A 19,297-nucleotide genomic window follows, 5' to 3' on the forward strand; every position below is an offset into this window, starting at 1 on the left:
GTCCCCCGCCGGGACCCGGACCTCGCGGACCAGGCGCCCGCCGAGGCCACCGCGCGGCAGGACGCCACCGCGGACCCGGCCCCCGCGCCCCTGCCCGCCGCGGACCCGGCCGCTCCCACGGCTTCCGCCGACACCGCGCGGAGCCGGACGGTGGACACGGCGTCCGAGACCGGGCCCGGTGCCGACCGGACTCCCGCGTCGGGTCCCCCTGCCCGGGGTACGGGCTCGCCGGGCCCCGACGAAAGGCCGTTCGTGCCGCGGGCCCGTGGGGAGGCGGAGGCCGGCGTGGTCCACACCCGTCCCGATGACGCCGTCCCCGCCCGCTCGGGCGAGGCCGCGCGGACGGTATCGTCTGTCGAGGTCGGGCCGGACGAGACAGCGCTGTCCGACCGGTCGGCCGGCGACGGCCCCCGGCCTCTGCGCCGCCGCGTCCGCGGCGCCACCCTGCGCACGACCGTCGACGCCGCCGCCCAGTACGCGGCCCGGCAACCCGCCCGCCCCGCCGACGCGGCAGCCGTCCGCGACGCTCTCGACGAGTTCGAGGCGGCCGTGGAACGCGCCAACCGCGACAGTCTCGCCCCGGACGACGGCGACCGCCCCGGCGGACCCGCCGCGCGTCCGACCACCGACCCGCACCACCAGAACCACCTCCCGGAAGGAGCCGAGCAGTGAGTACGTCGACAGGTGACACTCCCCCCGCGGGAGCCACCACGCCGGCCGAACTGCAGGCCGCCGCAGCCGACTTCACCTGGCTGCTCAACCGATTCGCGACGGAGACCGCCGGCGTCGTCGACGCCATCGCGGTGTCGTCCGACGGACTGCTCATCGCCGTGTCCGAACTGCGCGAGCACGCCGACTCCGAGCGGCTGGCCGCGATCGTCTCCGGCATCACGTCCCTGGCCGCCGGCGCCTCCGGCAACTACGGCCTGGGCGGCCTCAACAAGGTCATCATCGACCTGGAGGGCGGCCATGTCCTGGTCTCCGCGATCGGCAGCGGCGCCGTCCTCGGCGTCGTCACCGACAAGGAGGCCAAACTCGGCAACATCGCCTACGAGATGACGCTGTTCGCCAACCGGGCCGGCAGCGCGCTCAGCCCCCAGCTCGTGCTCCAGCTCAAGAACAGCGTCGGCGCCGCGTCCGCGCGCTGACCGGTCGCCGTCGCGAAGCCCTCGGCCGAGGGCACGGTCGAGGAGGAAGAAGACACCCCATGCCGGACGGCTCCCCACCGCCGGACGGCCCGGAACCGGTCGGTCCCGCCCCCGCCGTACGGCCGTTCCTGGTCACCGCCGGCCGGGTCGCGCCCACCGCGTCCGGCCGGCCGGTACCGGTGGAGACCCAGGTGGTGGCCACCGCCGAGGGTCTCGCCGAACTCGACGACCTGACCTTCGAGCAGCACGACATCGTCGCCGCCTGCCGGCAGCCGCAGTCCGTCGCGGAACTCGCGGCCCGGCTCAGGCTGCACCTCAACGTCGTACGGGTGCTCGCCGAGGACCTGCGCGCCGCCGGTCTCCTGGTGGTGCACGTCCCCGACACCGGCATCATCCACGACGCCACCGTCCTGCGCAGGGTCATCGACGCCCTGCGTGCCATCCCCGACTCCCGAGGGGTACTCCGTGACTCCGACTGAACCGGCCGCCCCCGTCGCGACCGCTCCGGTGGCCGCCGTACGACCGCCGCTGCCGGTCAAGATGGTGATCGCGGGCGGCTTCGGCGTGGGCAAGACCACCGCCGTGGGCTCCATCTCCGAGATCGAGCCGCTGACCACCGAGGCCGCCATCACGGAGGTCGCGGCGGGCGTGGACGACCTCAGCCACACCCCGAGCAAGACCACCACCACCGTGGCGATGGACTTCGGCTGCATCACCATCGACCCGACCCTGAAGCTGTACCTGTTCGGCACGCCCGGCCAGGAGCGGTTCGGCTTCATGTGGGACGACATCGTCGAGGGCGCCGTCGGCGGCCTCGTCATCGTCGACACCCGCCGCCTCGACGACTGCTACGCCGCCGTCGACTACTTCGAGCACCGGCAGATCCCGTTCGCGGTCGCCGTCAACGCCTTCGACGGCAAGGTCGAGCACACCCTGGAGGAGGTGCGCTGGGCGCTCGACGTCGCCGAACGCGTCCCGCTCATCGTGTTCGACGCCCGCGAGCGCGGCTCGGTGCGCGACGCGCTGCTCGTCGTCCTGGAGCTGGCGCTGGAGCGGACGGGGGGCTGACCGGCGGGCCCGGGAACACCGGCTCCCGGGCCCTCGGGGTCAGTTGCCGCGCCGTACGCCCGGAGACACGGTCAGCCGCGCCACCAGGCCGAAGAACCCCAGCGTCAGCAGCGCCAGCACGGCCACCAGGGTCGCGCCGCCCACCACCTTCTCGTAGTTGAGCTGGTAGAGGCCGTCCACGATGTACCGGCCGAGGCCGCCGAGCGACACGTACGCGGCGATCGTCGCCGTGGAGACGATCTGGATGGCCGCCGAGCGCAGGCCGCTGAGGATCAGCGGGAGGGCGACCGGGAGTTCGACCTGGAACAGGACGCGGGACTCCGACATCCCCATCCCCCGGGCCGCGTCCACCGGAGAGGGGTCCACGGAGCGCACCGCCTCGTAGGTGGTGACCAGGATCGGCGGGACGGCGAGGACGACCAGCGGGATCATCACCGGGGTCAGGCCGAGTCCCAGCAGCGTGAACATCAGCACCAGCAGGCCGAAGCTGGGCAGCGCGCGCCCCGCGGTGGCGACCAGCGCGAGGGCGTTGCCGCCGCGTCCGGTGTGGCCGGTGAGCAGGCCGATCGGCAGCCCGATGGCGGCGGCGATGGCCAGAGCGATCAGCGTGTACTGGATGTGCTCGCGCAGCCGGGTGGGGATGCCGTCGTAGCCGTGCCAGTGGGCGCCGTCGCTGAAGAAGGCGTTGACGAGGTGCAGGACGTTCATCGGGTGGCGTCCTCCAGGGCGGCCGTGAGGGGTTCGGGCTCGTCCACGGGACGGGGTGCCCGGCCGCCGCGCGGCATCCACGGCGTCACCAGGATGCGGACGAGGACCAGCAGCGCGTCGGCGACGACGGCGAGGACGGCCGTACCGATGACGGACAGCCAGATCAGGCGGGACTGGTTGTAGATCTGGCCGTCGTGGAGCAGGTTGCCCAGCGCGCCCTGGTTGCCGATCAGCATGCCGACGGAGACCAGGGAGATGCTGGAGACCGTGGCGATCCGCAGGCCCGCGATGATCGCGGGTGCGGCGATGGGCAACTGGACCTGGAAATAACGGCGTACGGGCCCCAGGCCCATCGCGGTGGCCGCGTCGAGCGTCTCCTGCGGCACGGAGCGCACCCCGTCGACGATCGCGGGGACGAACACGACCAGGCTGTAGACGCCGAGCGGGATCATCACGGTCGTCTCGGTCTGCCCGGTGTAGTCGATCAGCACGACGAAGAACGCGAGTGAGGGGATGGCGTAGAGGACCGTCGTCACCCACAGCACCGGCGGGTACAACCAGCGCAGCCGCACGCAGAGTTGGGCGATGGGCAGCGCCACCACCAGTCCGACGGCGACCGGTACCAGCGCCTCGCGCAGATGCAGTCCGACCAGACCCCAGTAGGAGTTCTGCAGGTCGCTCGGGATGTCGAACAGCCCGCCGCTCATCCGGCGACCTTCTCGTCGCTGCGGCCCTCGGCGTGCGCGGTGCGGATGGCCTCGCCGACGGCCTGCTGGGAGACCACGCCGGTGACCCGGCCGCCGGCGTCCACCGCGACCGCCCAGCCGGTCGGCGACAGGACGGCGCCGTCGAGGGCGGCGCGCAGGGACTCCTCGCCGTGCACGAAGGGCCGCCCGTACGGCAGGAGCCGGGAGGTGTCCACGGCGCCCGCGGTCAGCCGGTCCGGCTCGGCCCAGCCGAGGGGCAGGCCGTCCACGTCGGTGACGAGGAGGTAGGGCACGTCCTTCGAGGCGCGGGCGGCGATCTGCTCGGCGGTGGCGTCGACCGCGACGACCGGGGCGGTCAGCAGGTCGAGGCCGGCGGAGGAGAAGAAGGACAGCCGCCGGATGCCGCGGTCGGCGCCGAGGAAGTCCTCGACGAAGCCGTCGGCGGGGGCGGACAACAGCTCGGCGGGCGGCGCGAACTGGGCGAGGTGGCCGCCGGTGCGCATCACGGCGACCATGGTGCCGATCTTGACGGCCTCGTCGATGTCGTGCGTGACGAAGACGATGGTCTTGCCCAACTCGTCCTGGAGGCGCAGCAGTTCGTCCTGCAGGCCCTTGCGCACCACCGGGTCGACGGCGGAGAACGGCTCGTCCATGAGCAGGACCGGCGGGTCCGCGGCGAGTGCCCGCGCGACGCCGACGCGCTGCTGCTGGCCGCCGGAGAGCTGGTAGGGGTAGCGCTTGGCGAGGGAGGCGTCGAGCCCGACCCGCTCCATCAGCTCGCGCGCCCGGGCACGTGCCCTGGCCTTGTCCCAGCCGAGCAGCCGGGGCACGGTGGCGATGTTGTCGACGATCGTGCGGTGCTGGAAGAGACCGGCGTTCTGGATGACGTATCCCATGGACCGGCGCAGCGTGTTGACGGGCTGCTTGGTGATGTCCTTGCCGTCGATGGTGATCGTGCCGGAGCTCGGCTCGATCATCCGGTTGATCATCCGCAGGGTCGTCGTCTTGCCGCAGCCCGAGGGTCCGACGAAGACCGTGATCGCACGATCGGGTATGTCCAGCGACAGGTTGTCGACCGCCACCGTGCCGTCCGGGTAGCGCTTGGTGACTGAATCTATTCGTATCAAAACGCCGAATACCCTTCGGGTCTGGACCGTTGGAAGCCGAGTCTAGACCCCCTTTGTTACGCCACTTCTGCGGGATCATGGCCGGATCTCCGTGGTCGACCTGTGCGTTCTCCGACTCTCACGGGTTCATCCGGGTGCCGGGTCCTCCCGCGCGACCGGGAAGCCCTCCGTGCGCAGCACCTGTCCCCCGGCGTCCACGGCGAACACCTCGCACCCCGGCAGCGACGCGGCCCAGCCGATGCCCTCGGCGCCCATCGCGAAGGCGGCCGTGGCCACCGAGTCCGCCTCGGTGAGGGAGGAGGCGACGACCGTCAGGCTCAGCAGCCCGGTCGCCGGGCGTCCGGTCCGGCCGTCGACGATGTGGTCGCCGCGCTCGTAGCGGGCGGAGGTGGCGACGGCGCCGTCGGTCAACTCCAGCACCGTGCACAGCTTGTCGGCGTGTTCGGGGTGCCGTACGCCCACCCGCCAGGGCCCGCCGGCGGCGACCACGTCACCGCCGGCGTTCAGCACGAACCGCCGTGCCCCGGCCGCTCGCAGCAGGTCGGCGGCCCGCTGCACGGACCAGCCCTTGACCACGGCGTTGGGGTCGAGTCCCCGCCCCGGCAGCCGTGCGTCGAACGCGCCGCCGGTCGCCCGGCGGTAGTGCTCGCACAGGTCGAGGACCTCGACGAGGTCGTCGCTGAGCTCGTGCCGCTGAAGCTCGCCGCGGTCGTAGCGGCACACCTCGCTGTCGGGCCGGTAGGGGCTGAACCGGGCGTCGACCTCGCGCAGCCACGCGAAGACGGCGTCCGCGGCCTGCTCGGGCACGTCCTCGTCGTCCACCCGCAGCGAGACGGGGAAGCCCATGACGTGTTCGACCCGGTGCACCGGATCAGCCTCTCACGTCGATCGCGGCCTGCAGGGACTCCTTGTAGGCGTCGCTGGTGATCGTCGCGCCGGACACCGTGTCGATGTCGGCGCTCTGCGCCTTCAGCGTCTCCGCGACCAGCTTCGGCACGGCGGCCGTCGTCTGCGGGTGGTTCGGCTGCTGGAGCATGCGCACGGCGGTGATCCGGTCCCCGTCGAAGGTGACCTGGACCTGCACGGGACCCTTGTCGGTCGGGATCGTCGTCCCCTTGACGACGGTTCCCGGCGAGGCGCCCGAGGAAGTGCCGGAGGAGGCGGACGCGGACGGTGCCGTGGCCGGGGCGGCGGTGGAGGCCGGGGCGCCGGCCGACGGTTCGTAGCGCCAGACCGGGACCAGGCCCGCGATGCTCAGGACGACGACAGGTACGGCTCGCTTCACGATGTCTCTCCCGTCTTCCTCATCCGGCCAGGCTGAAGCGTTCGAAGTGGACCTGCCGCTTGGGCACGCCCAGCTCGTCCAGGGTGCGCAGCACCGCGTTCATCATCGGCGGCGGCCCGCACAGGAAGACGTCCCGCTCGGCGATGTCCGGCACCAGCCGGGCCAGTTCGCCCGGCGCCAGCTTGTCGGGGACCGGCGGCCCGGTGACCAGGTGCAGTTCGGCGCCCTTGGCGAGCGCGAGGTCGCGCAGCTCGTCGTAGAGGACGGCGTCGCGTTCGGAGGCGACGCGGTAGACGACGACCGCGTGGCCCTCGATGTCCTCCAGGACGGCCCGGATCGGGGTGACGCCGACGCCGCCCGCGATGAGCAGCGACTCGGTCCTGGTGCGGTGCAGGGTGGTGAAGGCGCCGTAGGGGCCCTCGGCGAAGACGCGGGTGCCGACCTTCACGTGGCGCAGGGCGGCGCTGCCCGCGCCGGCGGCCTTGGCGGTCAGGCGCAGGGTGCGGCCGTCGGGGGCGGCGGAGAGGGAGAAGGGGTTGGCCTGCCACCAGCGGTCGCGGGTCAGGAAGCGCCACAGGAAGAACTGACCGGCCCGGGCGGGCAGTTCGTCGAGGTCCTTGCCGGTGATGTGGATCGAGACGACGGTGTCGGACTCGGGAACGACCGCCGAGACGCGGAACTGGTGGCGGGCGTTGCGCCACAGGGGCAGCACCAGGCGGCCGAGGGCGACCGCGCCCAGCGCCACGGCCCACACGCCGTACCAGTACGCCTTCGCGGCGGACGACGAGGTGAACGTCGTACCGACCGCGACCTGGTGGGTGAAGGCGAGGACCACGGCGACGTAGGTGTACAGGTGGAGGAAGTGCCAGGTCTCGTAGGCGAGTCGGCGGCGGGCGTAGCGCGCGGAGACCGCGCCGACCGCGAGGAGGAGGCCGAGGGCGACGACCGCGCGCAGCACGCCCTCGGTGGTCTCGGCGAGGTCGACGAGTTCGGTGACCGGGCCGACGCCGGCTCCGTCGGCGTATCCGAAGGAGATGAACACGGCGTGCGCGAGGAGCGTCCACAGCAGGGCGAAGCCGGTCCAGCGGTGCCAGGAGGTCAGCCGGTCCATGCCGATGCGGCGGTCCAGCCAGGGCAGCCGGGCCACCAGCACCAGCTGGAAGGCCATGATCAGGGCGCCGTAGAGGCCGGCGAGGCGGCCGATGACGATGAGCGCGTTGGAGGCGAAGCCCGCCTGGGCGAAGAACCAGGCGACCACGGCCGCGTTCGCGGCCAGCACGGCGTACAGGCCCGTGCGGGCCACCACCCTGGGGCGTATCGCCGTGGGGGGCGCAGGGGGTGATTGGACGGTCGTCACGGGACGGCAACTCCTTGATCGGTGATCCGGATACCCCGAGCTTCGCTGGCGGGAGCTGTCGAAAACCTGTCGGACGACTGACAACTGCTTATCGATGTCCCCGTCATGAGCCGCGGGACACGGCGGCGCCGGTGGTGTGCCGCAGTATGAGCGGGTGGAAAAAGTACGTCTCCTCGTCGTCGACGACGACCCGCCCATCGCCGATCTCGTCGCGACCGTCGCCCGCTACGAGGGCTGGGACGCGGTGACCGCGAACTCCGGCGAGGAGGCGCTGAGGCTGGCCGGCACGTTCCGTCCGGACATCGTCGTGCTCGACCTGATGCTGCCGGACGTGGACGGCTTCGGCGTCCTGGACCGGCTGCGGCGGTCGGGCACGATGGTGCCGGTGGTGTTCCTGACCGCCCGGGACGGGGTCGCCGACCGGGTGGCGGGGCTGACCCGCGGCGGGGACGACTACCTGGTCAAGCCGTTCGCGGTGGAGGAGCTGATGGCCCGGCTGCGGACGGTGCTGCGGCGCAGCGCCGGTCCCGGCTTCCAGCGCTCGGTGCTGCGGGTGGCGGACCTGACGATGGACGAGGACACCCGGGAGGTCCGCCGCGGCGGGAAACTGCTGACGCTGACGCCCACCGAGTACGAGGTGCTGCGCTTCCTGATGCGCAAGTCGCCGACCGTGATGACGAAGGCGCAGATCCTCGACCACGTCTGGGAGTACGGCTTCGGGGGCCGCTCGAACGTCGTCGAGCTGGTCGTCAGCAGGCTGCGCCGCAAACTGGACGACACGGGCGAGCCGCTGATCCACACGGTCCGGGGATTCGGGTACGTCGTCCGGCGGGCCGCCGAGTGATCGGCCGGCTCCTGCGGTCGTACCGGCGGCTGCGGCTCGGCACCCGGCTGGCCCTGGGGCTCGGGGCGCTCGCGCTGGTGGTGTTCGCGGTGGTCGGCACGGCCCTGACCACGTACATGCGGGACTACCTCTCCAACCAGCTCGACGACCAGCTGGGGCTCGCCCAGGTCGCCCAGTCCAAGAGCATCGCGGAGAACGGCACCCTGGCGGGCAAGAAGTACTACCGCTGGTACTACGCGGTGTACGACGTCTCCGGCGGCCGGGCCGTGCTGCGCAAGCCCGAGGAGAGCGGCGACCTGCCCGCCGACATCGCGCCCCTCACGTCCCTGGCCGCGGCGCAGCTCACCTCGCACACGGAGACCCTGCGCACCGCGCACCTCGCGGGCCAGGGCGAGTACCGGCTGCGGGCCTGCGAGGTCGAGCCCGGGGTGGTGCTGGTCAGCGGGGCGCCGATGGACGACATCGACGCGACGGTACGGCGGCTGATCACCGTGCAGGTGGTGGCGTTCGGGCTGGCGCTCGCGGCGCTGGTGGTGTTCGGCCGGCGGATGCTGCGCCGCGGGCTGAACCCGCTGAGCGACATGGCGCACACCGCGCACGGCATCGCCTCGCACGACCTGACCGAGTCGGCGGCCCGGCTGCCGCTGCGCGCGGACGAGCGGGGCGGCGGCCCGGAGGTGGAGGAGCTGCGCACCGCCTTCAACACCATGCTGGAGCACATCGACCACTCGCTGGCGGTGCGCGCGGAGGCCGAGCAGCGGCTGCGCCGGTTCGTCGCGGACGCCTCGCACGAGCTGCGCACGCCCCTGATGTCGGTACGGGGCTACGCGGACCTGTTCCAGTACGCCGCCGCCAACGCCCCCGAGGAACGCGAGAGGCATCTGGCCCGGCTGCGCGCCGAGGCGGCCCGGATGGGCGTCCTCCTGGACGACCTGCTGCTGCTCGCCCGGCTGGACGCGGCGGAGGTGGACGCGCCGCTGCGGCCGCAGGACACGGACCTGGTGGCGCTGGTGGAGGAGGCGGCGGCCGCGTTCCGGGCGAGCCGTCCGGAACGCCCGCTGACCGTGCGGACCGGCCCGGGCCCGCTGAAGCTGCGTCTGGACCCGCACCGCGTCCGGCAGGTGCTGGACAACCTCCTCGCCAACGCCGCCGTGCACACCCCGCCCGCGACGCCGGTGTCGGTGGAGGTGGCGCGGGAGGGGGACACGGCCGTGGTCCGGGTCGAGGACGCCGGCCCCGGCATTCCGCCCGAGGACCGCGAGCGGGTCTTCGACCGCTTCTACCGCGTCGACAAGGCCCGCAGCCGCGACCGCGGCGGCAGCGGCCTGGGTCTGTCGGTCGCGAGCTCCCTGGTCCGCGCCCACGGCGGCACGATCGAGCTGCACGGCGAGCCGGGGGCGACGGTGTTCACCGTGCGGCTGCCCGCGCGGGACGGGGAAGGTCTTACGGAGCGGTGACGTGACGGCCGCGTCCGGTCCGCCGGGGCCGCTCGCCGCCCTACGTTGAACGCATGCGTGTACTGGTCACCGGCGGTGCCGGGTTCATCGGGTCCCATGTCGTGACGGCGCTGGAAGCCCACGGGCACGAGCCCGTCGTCTACGACACCCGCGCCGAGCCCCCGTGCGACGTGCGGGATCCCTACGCCCTGTCGCGCGCCCTCGCCGGCGTGGACGCGGTCTGCCACCAGGCGGCCATGGTCGGCCTCGGCACCGGCTTCTCGGACGCGGCGGAGTACGTCTCCCGCAACGACCTCGGCACGGCGGTGCTGCTCACCGCGATGGCCGAGGCGGGCGTACGGCGGCTGGTGCTGGCCGGCTCGATGGTGGTGTACGGGGAGGGGCGCTACGAGTGCGCGCGGCACGGCGTCGTACGGCCCGGGCCGCGTGCCGTCGCCGACCTCGACGCGGGCCGCTTCGAGCCGCCGTGCCCGGTGTGCGGCGCCGAGCTGGTGCCGGGGCTGGTCGGCGAGGACGCTCCGGTCGATCCGCGCAACGTGTACGCGACGACCAAGCTGGCCCAGGAGCACCTGGCGGCCGCCTGGGCGCGCGCCACCGGAGGCACGGCGGTGGCCCTGCGGTACCACAACGTCTACGGCCCGGGCATGCCCCGCGACACCCCGTACGCCGGGGTCGCCTCCTTCTTCCGCTCGGCCCTGGCCCGCGGCGAGGCGCCCACCGTGTACGAGGACGGGCGCCAGCGGCGGGACTTCGTGCACGTACGGGACGTGGCCGAGGCCAACGTGGCGGCGCTGGAGGCGGGTCCGGCCGACGGCACGCTGACCGCGTACAACACCGGCAGCGGCGAACCGCACACGGTCGGCGAGATGGCCCGCGCCCTGGCCTCCGCGTACGGCGGCCCCGACCCGGTCGTCACCGGCGAGTACCGCCTGGGCGACGTCCGCCACATCACAGCCGACTCGGCCCGCCTCCGAACAGACCTGAGCTGGAAGCCCCAGATCTCCTTCACGGAGGGCATGAGGGAGTTCGCCCGAGCGGGGATGCGGGGGGCGCCCTAGCCCCGCCAGGGGCGGAAGCCTCGTGGGGCGTGAGGCCCCACACGAGCCGGTGGTGTTGCCCGTCTATCAGGAAGCGGCGGCGGGCAGCACCACCTCGAAGCGGCAGCCGCCGGGGACGTTGCGTACGGTGGCCGTGCCCTGGTGGGCCTCCACGATGCCGCGGACGATGGCGAGGCCGAGTCCCGCGCCGGCGGGGGGAGTCCGGGCGTGGGTGCCGCGCCAGCCGGTGTCGAAGACCCGCGGCAGGTCCTCCTCGGGGATGCCGCCGCAGCCATCGGTGACGGACAGTACGACGCCCTCCTCGCGCAGTTCCGAGGACACGGCGACGGTCCCGTCGGCCGGCGTCCGGCGGATCGCGTTGACCAGCAGGTTGCCCAGGACCCGGCTCATCTCCTTGCCGTCCACCTCGACCGGCACGGCCGTCACCCCGTCGCCGACCAGCCGCACCCCGTGCTCGCGGGCGAGCGGGTCGGCGCCCGCGAGGGCGTCGCCGACGAGGTCGTACAGGGAGATCCGGCTCGGGCTCAGCGCCAGCGCGCCCGCGTGGATGCGGGAGAGCTCGAAGAGGTCGCCGACCATGTCGTTGAGGCGCTCGACCTCGGTGCGCATCTGCCGCAGGTAGCGGGGCGGGTCGGCGGCGACGCCGTCCTCCAGGGCCTCGGACATGGCGCGCAGGCCCGCCAGCGGGGTGCGCAGGTCGTGGGAGATCCAGGCGACCAGCTCGCGCCGCGAGGACTCCAGGGCGCGCTCGCGGTCCCTGGACTCGGCCAGCTTGGCGCTGGTGGCCTCCAACTCCCGGCTGAGCGCGGCGAGTTCGGCGGTGGCGGGCCCGTCGGGTGAGGTGAAGTCGCCGCCGTCGCCGAAGGACCGGGCGGCGAGCGTGAGGGCCCGGCTGCGGGCCGCGACCCAGCGGCCGAGGAGGACGGCGGTGGCGAGGGAGACCACGGCGGCCATCGCGACGACGGTCGTGACCACCTTCAGGTCGTGCCCGGACAGGAACATGGCCTGCGCGACCGCGAGCGTGCCCGCGAACATGGCGGTGACGCCGACGCCCGCGACGACGCCGAGGTGCAGGGCGAGGGAGCGGCGCCGGATGAGCAGCAGCACACCGGCGCCGAGCAGCCCGGCCACGGCAGCGCCGAGGAAGGCGAACAGGGCGATGAGCAGGTTGGCGCGCACGGTCAGGCCCCCTGGTCCGCGGCGTCGAAGCGGTAGCCGACGCCCCACACGGTCTGGATCAGGCGGGGCCGGGCCGGATCGTCCTCCACCTTGCCGCGCAGCCGCCGCACATGGACGGTCACGGTCGAGAGGTCGCCGAAGTCCCAGCCCCACACCTCGCGCATCAGGTCCTCCCGGCTGAAGACCCGCCCGGGGTTGCGCAGGAAGAAGGCGAGGAGGTCGAACTCGCGGATGGTGAGGGCGAGTTCGGTGCCGTCCTTGAGGGCCCGGCGGGCGGAGGGGTCGACCGAGAGGCCGGCCGCGCGCAGGGCGGCGGAGGGCTGGGAGGGGCGGGTGCGGCGCAGTACGGACTCCACGCGGAGCACCAGTTCGCGGGGGCTGAAGGGCTTGGTGACGTAGTCGTCGGCGCCGACCTCCAGGCCGAGGATGCGGTCGTCCTCGTCACCGCGGGCGGTGAGCATGATGACCGGCACGGGGCCGCGGCCGCGCATGCGCCGGCACACCTCCAGGCCGTCCATGCCGGGCAGCATCAGGTCCAGGACGACGAGGTCCGGCCAGTGGGCCTCGGCCCGGGCGAGGGCGTCGGGGCCGTCACCGGCCCGGTCGACGACGTATCCGGCCCGGTCGAGATAGCCGGTGACGACCTCGGCGACGGTGGGGTCGTCGTCGACGACGAGGACCCGGGCCCCGCCCCACCCGTGTTGCTGCAGCTCCATGCAGCCAGCCTCGCATCCCGCGCCCCGGGCCGCGCCATCACCGGCCGGACGTCCGACTTCCGTAAGAAACCCCCGGCCCGCGAACGGCCTTCCGCAGCGGGCGACTCGCCGCCTCTCCACGCCCGTCGACGTCCGTGTTTCGTAAGGAGCCTGCGCCCTTTTTGTCCGTTTCGTGATCGTAGGGTGAGAGCCGTGACGAGTCCATCCTCCGCAGCACCCCCGACGACGTCCGTGGACGTCGTCCTTCCCTGTCTCGACGAGGCCGAGGCCCTCCCCTGGGTACTGGAACGCATCCCGCCCGGCTGGCGCGCCCTCGTGGTCGACAACGGTTCCACGGACGGGTCGGCCGACGTCGCCCGGGCCCTCGGGGCGAGCGTCGTGCGCGAGGAACGCCGGGGCTTCGGGGCCGCCTGCCACGCGGGTCTGGCCGCCGCCACGGCCGACGTCGTCTGCTTCTGCGACTGCGACGCCTCCCTCGACCCCGCCGGCCTGGTGCCCTTCGTGCGCCGGATCGCCGCGGGCGAGGCCGACCTGGTCCTCGGCAGGCGCCGCCCCGCGCGCCGCGGCACCTGGCCCGCGCACGCCCGCGCCGGCAACCTCGCCGTCACCCGGCTGCTGCGCCGCCGTACCGGCGTCCGCCTGCACGACCTGGGCCCGCTGCGCGCCGCCCGGCGCGAGGCACTGCTCGGTCTCGACCTCACCGACCGGCGCAGCGGCTACCCCCTGCAGATGGTCGTCCGCGCCGCCGACGCCGGCTGGCGCATCGCCGAGTACGACGTCCCCTACCTCCCGCGCACCGGCGCCTCGAAGGTGACCGGCACCTGGCGCGGCACCTGGCAGGCGGTGCGGGACATGAGCCGGGTGCTGTCCGAGCCGCCCGTGGCACCCCGCGTACCGGAAGGAACCCGCCCGTGACGTCCCCGGTCACCCTGCTCGTCATCGCCAAGGAGCCCCGCCCCGGCCGGGTCAAGACCAGGCTGACGCCGCCGTTCACCCCCGAGGAGGCCGCGGGGCTGGCCGAGGCGGCGCTCGCCGACACGCTGGACGTGGTCGCGCGCACGCCGGCCCGCCGCCGCGTACTGGTCCTGGAGGGCGAGCCCGGCCCCTGGCTGCCGCCCGGCTTCGAGGTCGTACGGCAGTGCGCGGGCGGTCTCGACGAGCGGCTGGCCGCCGCCTTCGCGCGGTGCGACGGCCCGGCCCTCCTCGTCGGCATGGACACCCCCCAGGTCACCCCCGCCCTCCTCACGGTCGACTTCGCCGGCTGCGACGCGTACTTCGGTCCCGCGGCGGACGGCGGCTTCTGGGCCCTCGGCCTGGCCGCACCGGACCCCGGGCTGCTGCGGGGCGTGCCGATGTCGACGCCGTTCACCGGCGCCGCCCAGCGCGCCCGCCTCACCGGCCTGCGCGTCCGGGACCTGCCGGAACTGCGGGACGTGGACACCGCCGACGACGCGGAAACGGTCGCGAGGGCGGCACCGGACGGACGTTTCGCGGCCGCCCACGCCCGCCTTGCGGCGGTGCGCCGATGAGCGGCGCCCGGGAGGCCACCGCTCGGATCGGCCGCACACCGGAGCCCGCTACCCCGCCCCGACGCACCCGCACCCGCCCGGCCGGCCCCCGACCGGCGGACACCGCCGCCGCGGCCGCCGCCCCGGGCACAGGCATCAGCGGCGTCGGTCCCCGTGTCACCGTCCCGCGCCCCGACACCCCCGCCCCCGGACCGGGCGCCGCCCCGGACCCCGGCAGCTGGTCCAACGACCCCTACTCCCGTGCCCTGCGCACCGGCCGGGGCCCGCTGTTCCTGCGGCGCGCCGACGGCTGGCTGCTGCCGCTGGACGTGGAGCGGTGGTGCGCGGAGGCCGACGCCGTCGATCTGCAGGTGCTGCGGCGCTGCGAGGGCGCGGTGCTGGACGTCGGCTGCGGACCGGGCCGCCTGGTCGCCGCGCTGGGCGCCCTCGGCCGGCCGGTGCTCGGCATCGACGTGAGCGCGGCGGCCGTCGCGCGCACGAACCGCCTCGGCGGTCAGGCCCTGCGCCGCTCCGTCTTCGAGTCCCTGCCCGGCGAGGGCCGCTGGGGCACCGCGCTGCTGATCGACGGCAACGTGGGCATCGGCGGCGAGCCGGCCGCGCTGCTCGACCGGATGTCCCAACTCCTGTCCGCCGACGGTCTGCTGATCGCCGAGACGGTGCATGGGGCGGATGTCGACGAGCGGGTGCGGGTGCGGGTCACCGACGCCAGGGGGGCCGTCGGGAGCCCGTTCCCCTGGGCGCGGATCGGCACGCCGGCCCTGCTGCGGCTCGCGGAGCGCGCGGGCTGGCGTGCCGTCGATCAGTGGTCGGCCGGCGGCCGCTGCTTCGTCGCCCTGCGCCGGCGCGACGCCCGCAGCGCGAACAGCAGCGCCGAGCCGCCGAACAGCGCGGCGGTCACCAGCAGCCAGCGGGCCGGATAGCCGTCCGAGGACAGTGCGGTGGCGTGCCCGTAACGGCCCGCCACCTGCCCGCTGATCAGCGGGAACCACACGAGCAGGAGCAGCAGCGACAGCGCGGCGGGCACGCGGACGTAGGCCACCGCCCGCCGCCCGCGCGCTCCGGCGCCCTTGACCAGCGCGCGGTCCGCCGCCGCGTACAGCGGAAGCAGCACCAGGTCGTGCAGGAGTGCCGCGCCCACGACCCACAGCGCGACGCCGAACCAGTCGCCGTCCAGCAGGCGCACGCCCGCGTAGGCGGCGAGCGCGAACGAGCAGACGAGCAGCAGGAGTTGGAGCGGGCTGCCGATGACGATCCTGGGGCGCATCACAGGTCTCCGAAGGTCAGTTCTGCCACCCACTTGGTGTTGAGCACACCGGGTGCCGCGGGCACGATGATCCGCGCCGGGTGGCCGTGGTCGGGGGTGAGGTCCTCGCCGTTGACGGACAGGGCGAGCAGGGAGCGGGGGTCGGCGACCTGGTTGGCCCGCAGGGCGGCCCGGCGGAAGGCGCCGTGCCGTTGCAGCGACTCGACGAGGACGTCCGGCGGATCGCCGTCGTGGCCGACGAGCGCGGCCAGGTCCCGCAGCCGTACGCCACGCCACCACTGGTCGGAGGTCGACCAGCCCTCGACACAGGCGATGGGCAACGCGGCGCTGTGCAGGGGCAGGTCGAGCAGCTCGGCCCGGCTGAGCCGGACGGTCCCGCCGCGCCCCCGCACCACCAGCCGCCAGGCGTCCTCACCCGTCTCCGCGGGGCGGATCCCGGCATAGGCGGCGGTCTTGTTGATCTGGAAGCCGCCCGGTCCGGTGCCCGGGTCGCGACGGCCGTGCGGGGCGAAGAGCGCCGTCCAGCGCAGTGCGTCGGAGCTCTGCCCGGCCGTGGTGGCGAACAGCAGCAGCGAGCCGCCGCCGACCAGGCCGAGCGCACCGCGCCGGGAGACGGTCGCCGGGTCCGGGTCCGGGGCGGTCAGTCCGGTCGGCTCGGCGCCCTCGGCGACCTCCGCCGGCTCGGCCCGCTCCTCCCGCATCCGCCGCAGATTGCGCAGGGCCGCCGGCGTCTTCAGCACGGCGTGGGCGACGAACGCGGCGAAGAAGATCCAGGCGCCGTAGAAGTGCAGCGGGTAGAAGGAGCCGGGGAAGACGTAGTCCAGCTGGACGTTGAGCACGCCGGTGACGAACTCGAACAGGCCGCCGCCGACGAGCAGCAGCAGCGAGAGGCGTTCCAGGGCGTGGGCCAGGGAGCGGGCGGGCGGCAGCGTGAACAGCCTGGGCACGACCGACCACAGCTTGGCCAGCAGGACGGGGATCAGGGTGATGCCGAGGGTGACGTGCACGCCCTGGGTGAGCCGGTACAGCCAGTGCGGGTGGGTCGGCCAGGCGAAGAGGTAGAAGCCGAGGACGCCCTTGTCCGGCGTCTTGTCGTTCACCGGGGACAGGCCCGGGTTGTACGCGGCGTAGGACAGCAGCCCGGTCACGAACAGCACGGTGATCCCGACGAGCAGGACGACACCGAGCACCGAGGTGAGCCAGGGGCCCCGCAGCGGGCTGCGCCAGAAGCGGGGGGAGAAGGGAGAGAAACGCGACGGTTCCATGCCCCGACCGTAGGTCCGCGCGCCCCCGGGAAGGGGCCTGCGAACCATGACGAAACTCTGACGTCCGCGCATGTCAGCGCTCCGGGCGGCGCCGCGCGCCCTAGCGTCGTCGGCGTGTCCCCACCTCCTCCGCACCCTTCCCGCCGTGCGCTGCGCCGCGATCTGTACGCCGTCGCGGCGGCCGCGCTCCTCGTCCTGGCGGCGGTGACGATCGGCACCGCGATCGAGCACCGTGACGGCTCGCTCCGCGTCGGCTGGCCGCCGCTCCTGGCGACCTGGGACCCGCATGTGGGCCCCGGCACCCCGGCCGCGCTCGCCGTGGCGGCCGCGGTCGTCGCCTACGGCCCTGCGCTCGCCGCCCGCCTCCCCTGGCGTCCCCTGCTCCTGGCCGGCTGGGGCGCGTCCCTGGCCTGGACGTGGTCGCTCGCGCTCGTCGACGGCTGGTTCCGGGGCGTCGCCGAGCAGCTGACGACCCGCAACGAGTACCTGCGGGTGATCGACCGCTTCCACGACATCCCGCGCGCGCTGCGGGACTTCGACCACCACATCCTGATCGACGCGCCCGCCAACTGGCCCGCCCATGTCGCCGGCCACCCGCCGGGCGCCACCCTCACCTTCGTCCTCCTCGACCACGCGGGCCTGCGCGGCGGCGGCTGGGCGGGCGCGTTCGTGATCACGGTCGGTACGACCGCCGCGGTGGCGGTCCTGATCACCCTGCGGGTGCTCGCCGACGAGCAACGCGCCCGCCGTGCCGCGCCGTTCCTGGTGCTGATGCCGGGTGCGGTGTGGGTGGGCACGTCGGCCGACGGGTACTTCACCGCGGTCGCCGCCTGGGCGGTGGCGTTCCTGGCGCTGGCGGTCACCGGCCGCCGCCCGGCCGCGGCCGGCTTCGCCTCGGGCCTGCTGTTCGGGCTGACCGCCTATCTGTCCTACGGCCTCACCCTGTTCGCGCTGATCGCGGCGGCCGTCCTGCTCCTCGGCACGCACCGCGCCCGTCCCCTGCTCTTCCTGCTCGCCGGACTCGTGGTCGTCCCGGCCGTGTTCACCGCGCTGGGCTTCGACTGGTGGGAGGCGTACCGCCTGTTGGTCACCCGCTACTACCAAGGAGCGGGCGGGGTAAGGCCGTACGGCTACTGGGTGTGGGCCAACCTGGCCTGCACGGTGTTCATCGTGGGCCCGGCGACGGTGGCGGGCCTGCGCCGTACGCGGGTGTCGCGCGCCGATGCCCCCGGGGGCACGTGGGTGTCGCGTGCCGATCCCCTCGGGACGCTCGTGGCCGCCGCGCTCCTCGCCGTGCTGGTCGCCGACCTGTCCGGGATGAGCAAGGCGGAGACGGAGCGCATCTGGCTGCCGTTCGCGCTCTGGCTGCTTCCGGCGTGCGCGGCGCTGCCCCGGCCGCGCGTCTGGCTCGCGGCCCAGGCGGTGCTGGCGCTGCTCGTCAACCACCTGCTGCTGACGGGCTGGTGAGGCTCACGGCAGCGGCTGTTCCGTCCAGATCACCTTGCCCTCCGGCGTGTACCGGGTGCCCCACCGCTCGGTGAGCCGGGCGGCCAGGAACAGCCCGCGGCCGCCCTCGTCCTCGTTGCGGGCCCGGCGCAGGCGCGGGGAGGTGCCGGAGCCGTCGGAGACCTCGCAGATCAGCGCGCGGTCACGCAACAGGCGCAGCTGGACGGGGCCGTGGGCGTGCCGGATGGCGTTGGTGACCAGTTCGCTGACGACCAGTTCGGTGGTGAAGGCGAGGTCGTCCAGGCCCCAGGCGGTGAGCTGTTCGGTCGCGGCCGTGCGGGCCCGGGAGACGACCGCGGGATCGCTGGGCAGGTCCCACTGGGCGACCCGGTCCGGGCCGAGGACATGGGTGCGGGCGACGAGGAGGGCCACGTCGTCCGTCGGCCGGGCCGGCAGCAGGGCGTCGAGGACGGCCTCGCAGGTCTCCTCCGGGGCCCGTTCGGGAACGGCCAGGACGGCGCGCAGCCGGTCCAGTCCGGCGTCGATGTCGCGGAGCCGGTCCTCGACCAACCCGTCGGTGTAGAGCACCAGTTGGCTGCCCTCGGCCAGCTCCAGCTCGACGGTCTCGAAGGGCATGCCGCCCAGGCCCAGGGGCGCACCGGCGGGCAGGTCCACGAACTCGACGGTGCCGTCCGGCCGTACCACCGCGGGCAGGGGGTGCCCGGCGCGGGTGAGGGTGCAGCGCCGGGACACCGGATCGTAGACGGCGTAGAGGCAGGTCGCCCCGACGATGCCGGAGTCGGCCGGGCCGCCCTCCACCGCCCCGCCCTCGCCCCGGTCCAGGCGCCCGGCGAGGTCGTCGAGGTGGGTGAGGAGTTCGTCGGGCGGCAGGTCCAGGGCGCAGAAGTTGTGCACGGCGGTGCGCAGCCGGCCCATGGTGGCGGCCGCGTGCAGCCCGTGCCCGACGACGTCCCCGACGACCAGCGCCACCCGGGCGCCGGACAGCGGGATCACGTCGAACCAGTCGCCGCCCACGCCCGCCTGCGCGGGCAGGTAGCGGTGGGCGACCTCGACGGCGCTCTGCTCAGGCCGCCCCCTGGGCAGCAGGCTGCGTTGCAGGGTGAGGGCGGTGTGGTGCT

Annotated in this window: 20 protein-coding genes and 1 pseudogene; 11 read left to right on the forward strand and 10 right to left on the reverse strand. The window is 74.1% G+C overall.

Annotation, left to right across the window (positions count from 1 at the left end; translation table 11 throughout):
- The 4 genes and pseudogenes from M8J74_RS39690 to M8J74_RS39705 form a co-directional block, all read left to right on the forward strand.
- A pseudogene (locus tag M8J74_RS39690) lies at positions 1–672 on the forward strand (hypothetical protein); the annotation flags it as partial.
- Positions 669–1,148 (forward strand): roadblock/LC7 domain-containing protein, encoded by a 480-nt coding sequence (locus M8J74_RS39695; RefSeq protein ID WP_058922384.1) that lies wholly within the window; start codon positions 669–671, stop codon positions 1,146–1,148. The pseudogene M8J74_RS39690 and the gene M8J74_RS39695, both read left to right, overlap by 4 nt.
- A 59-nt stretch (positions 1,149–1,207) precedes the next feature.
- Complete coding sequence (locus M8J74_RS39700) at positions 1,208–1,627, forward strand: DUF742 domain-containing protein (protein ID WP_058922385.1); 420 nt, start codon at positions 1,208–1,210, stop codon at positions 1,625–1,627.
- Positions 1,614–2,216: a GTP-binding protein gene (locus M8J74_RS39705; RefSeq protein ID WP_249841079.1), complete on the forward strand. Its 603-nt coding sequence runs from the start codon at positions 1,614–1,616 to the stop codon at positions 2,214–2,216. Before M8J74_RS39700 ends, M8J74_RS39705 begins: the two co-directional genes overlap by 14 nt.
- Positions 2,217–2,255: 39 nt before the next feature.
- Here the strand turns inward: M8J74_RS39705 and M8J74_RS39710 are convergent, their stop codons facing one another.
- From M8J74_RS39710 to M8J74_RS39735, 6 genes are all read right to left on the reverse strand, one after another.
- On the reverse strand, positions 2,256–2,924 hold the full coding sequence (locus M8J74_RS39710) for an ABC transporter permease (RefSeq protein ID WP_249841080.1): 669 nt from the start codon (positions 2,922–2,924) through the stop codon (positions 2,256–2,258).
- Positions 2,921–3,631 carry an ABC transporter permease gene (locus M8J74_RS39715; RefSeq protein ID WP_249841081.1) on the reverse strand — a complete coding sequence of 237 codons (711 nt, stop codon included), beginning with the start codon at positions 3,629–3,631 and terminating at the stop codon, positions 2,921–2,923. Before M8J74_RS39715 ends, M8J74_RS39710 begins: the two co-directional genes overlap by 4 nt.
- Complete coding sequence (locus M8J74_RS39720) at positions 3,628–4,758, reverse strand: ABC transporter ATP-binding protein (RefSeq protein WP_249841082.1); 1,131 nt, start codon at positions 4,756–4,758, stop codon at positions 3,628–3,630. Before M8J74_RS39720 ends, M8J74_RS39715 begins: the two co-directional genes overlap by 4 nt.
- 126 nt (positions 4,759–4,884) lie before the next feature.
- A complete protein-coding gene (locus M8J74_RS39725; RefSeq protein ID WP_249841095.1) occupies positions 4,885–5,604 on the reverse strand; it encodes an FAD:protein FMN transferase in 720 nt (239 codons plus the stop codon).
- 25 nt (positions 5,605–5,629) lie between these two features.
- Positions 5,630–6,043, reverse strand: coding sequence for an FMN-binding protein (locus tag M8J74_RS39730; RefSeq protein WP_249841083.1), 414 nt, complete (start codon positions 6,041–6,043; stop codon positions 5,630–5,632).
- 19 nt (positions 6,044–6,062) lie between these two features.
- On the reverse strand, positions 6,063–7,400 hold the full coding sequence (locus M8J74_RS39735; protein ID WP_249841084.1) for a ferredoxin reductase family protein: 1,338 nt from the start codon (positions 7,398–7,400) through the stop codon (positions 6,063–6,065).
- Between the two features lie 154 nt (positions 7,401–7,554).
- Between M8J74_RS39735 and M8J74_RS44900 the strand changes: the two genes are divergently transcribed.
- From M8J74_RS44900 to M8J74_RS39750, 3 genes are read left to right on the forward strand one after another with little or no spacing between them, the layout of a single operon-like run.
- Positions 7,555–8,244 carry a response regulator transcription factor gene (locus M8J74_RS44900; protein WP_249841085.1) on the forward strand — a complete coding sequence of 230 codons (690 nt, stop codon included), beginning with the start codon at positions 7,555–7,557 and terminating at the stop codon, positions 8,242–8,244.
- Positions 8,241–9,701 carry a sensor histidine kinase gene (locus M8J74_RS39745; protein ID WP_249841086.1) on the forward strand — a complete coding sequence of 487 codons (1,461 nt, stop codon included), beginning with the start codon at positions 8,241–8,243 and terminating at the stop codon, positions 9,699–9,701. Before M8J74_RS44900 ends, M8J74_RS39745 begins: the two co-directional genes overlap by 4 nt.
- 53 nt (positions 9,702–9,754) lie before the next feature.
- Entirely contained in the window at positions 9,755–10,759 is a 1,005-nt protein-coding gene (locus M8J74_RS39750; protein ID WP_249841087.1) for an NAD-dependent epimerase/dehydratase family protein, read from the forward strand.
- Positions 10,760–10,825: 66 nt separating this feature from the next.
- Here M8J74_RS39750 and M8J74_RS39755 read toward each other — a convergent pair whose 3' ends face one another.
- Positions 10,826–11,938 carry a sensor histidine kinase gene (locus M8J74_RS39755; RefSeq protein WP_058922395.1) on the reverse strand — a complete coding sequence of 371 codons (1,113 nt, stop codon included), beginning with the start codon at positions 11,936–11,938 and terminating at the stop codon, positions 10,826–10,828.
- Positions 11,939–11,940: 2 nt separating this feature from the next.
- Complete coding sequence (locus M8J74_RS39760) at positions 11,941–12,654, reverse strand: response regulator transcription factor (protein WP_249841088.1); 714 nt, start codon at positions 12,652–12,654, stop codon at positions 11,941–11,943.
- A 183-nt stretch (positions 12,655–12,837) separates the two neighbouring features.
- Between M8J74_RS39760 and M8J74_RS39765 the strand changes: the two genes are divergently transcribed.
- The 3 genes from M8J74_RS39765 to M8J74_RS39775 are packed head-to-tail and all read left to right on the forward strand — an operon-like array spanning position 12,838 to position 15,103.
- The gene (locus M8J74_RS39765) at positions 12,838–13,569 is read left to right on the forward strand and encodes a glycosyltransferase family 2 protein (protein WP_249841089.1); all 732 of its coding nucleotides are present in this window, start codon (positions 12,838–12,840) and stop codon (positions 13,567–13,569) included.
- Positions 13,566–14,183: a TIGR04282 family arsenosugar biosynthesis glycosyltransferase gene (locus M8J74_RS39770; protein ID WP_249841090.1), complete on the forward strand. Its 618-nt coding sequence runs from the start codon at positions 13,566–13,568 to the stop codon at positions 14,181–14,183. Before M8J74_RS39765 ends, M8J74_RS39770 begins: the two co-directional genes overlap by 4 nt.
- A complete protein-coding gene (locus M8J74_RS39775) occupies positions 14,180–15,103 on the forward strand; it encodes a class I SAM-dependent methyltransferase (RefSeq protein WP_308406179.1) in 924 nt (307 codons plus the stop codon). Before M8J74_RS39770 ends, M8J74_RS39775 begins: the two co-directional genes overlap by 4 nt.
- A gap of 343 nt (positions 15,104–15,446) precedes the next feature.
- On the opposite strand, the gene M8J74_RS39785 is transcribed toward M8J74_RS39775, so the two are convergent.
- Complete coding sequence (locus M8J74_RS39785) at positions 15,447–16,712, reverse strand: molybdopterin-dependent oxidoreductase (RefSeq protein ID WP_249841092.1); 1,266 nt, start codon at positions 16,710–16,712, stop codon at positions 15,447–15,449.
- A 114-nt stretch (positions 16,713–16,826) separates the two neighbouring features.
- Between M8J74_RS39785 and M8J74_RS39790 the strand changes: the two genes are divergently transcribed.
- Positions 16,827–18,179, forward strand: coding sequence for a hypothetical protein (locus M8J74_RS39790; RefSeq protein WP_249841093.1), 1,353 nt, complete (start codon positions 16,827–16,829; stop codon positions 18,177–18,179).
- Between the two features lie 3 nt (positions 18,180–18,182).
- On the opposite strand, the gene M8J74_RS39795 is transcribed toward M8J74_RS39790, so the two are convergent.
- Positions 18,183–19,297, reverse strand: a 1,115-nt coding sequence (locus M8J74_RS39795; RefSeq protein ID WP_249841094.1) for an ATP-binding SpoIIE family protein phosphatase, incomplete at its 5' end; no start/stop codon positions are given.

Origin of the sequence: Streptomyces panaciradicis, from assembly GCF_023516615.1 — a bacterium.
Taxonomy (GTDB): Bacteria; Actinomycetota; Actinomycetes; order Streptomycetales; family Streptomycetaceae; genus Streptomyces; species Streptomyces panaciradicis.

What these genes read in the sequence shown, in the direction of transcription:
- M8J74_RS39700 (WP_058922385.1), top strand. Translation starts at nt 1,208, where the DNA reads ATGCCGGACGGCTCCCCACCGCCGGACGGCCCGGAACCGGTCGGTCCC.
- M8J74_RS39710 (WP_249841080.1), bottom strand. Translation starts at nt 2,924, where the DNA reads ATGAACGTCCTGCACCTCGTCAACGCCTTCTTCAGCGACGGCGCCCAC.
- M8J74_RS39715 (WP_249841081.1), bottom strand. Translation starts at nt 3,631, where the DNA reads ATGAGCGGCGGGCTGTTCGACATCCCGAGCGACCTGCAGAACTCCTAC.
- M8J74_RS39725 (WP_249841095.1), bottom strand. Translation starts at nt 5,604, where the DNA reads ATGGGCTTCCCCGTCTCGCTGCGGGTGGACGACGAGGACGTGCCCGAG.
- M8J74_RS39750 (WP_249841087.1), top strand. Translation starts at nt 9,755, where the DNA reads ATGCGTGTACTGGTCACCGGCGGTGCCGGGTTCATCGGGTCCCATGTC.
- M8J74_RS39760 (WP_249841088.1), bottom strand. Translation starts at nt 12,654, where the DNA reads ATGGAGCTGCAGCAACACGGGTGGGGCGGGGCCCGGGTCCTCGTCGTC.
- M8J74_RS39775 (WP_308406179.1), top strand. Translation starts at nt 14,180, where the DNA reads ATGAGCGGCGCCCGGGAGGCCACCGCTCGGATCGGCCGCACACCGGAG.
- M8J74_RS39785 (WP_249841092.1), bottom strand. Translation starts at nt 16,712, where the DNA reads ATGGAACCGTCGCGTTTCTCTCCCTTCTCCCCCCGCTTCTGGCGCAGC.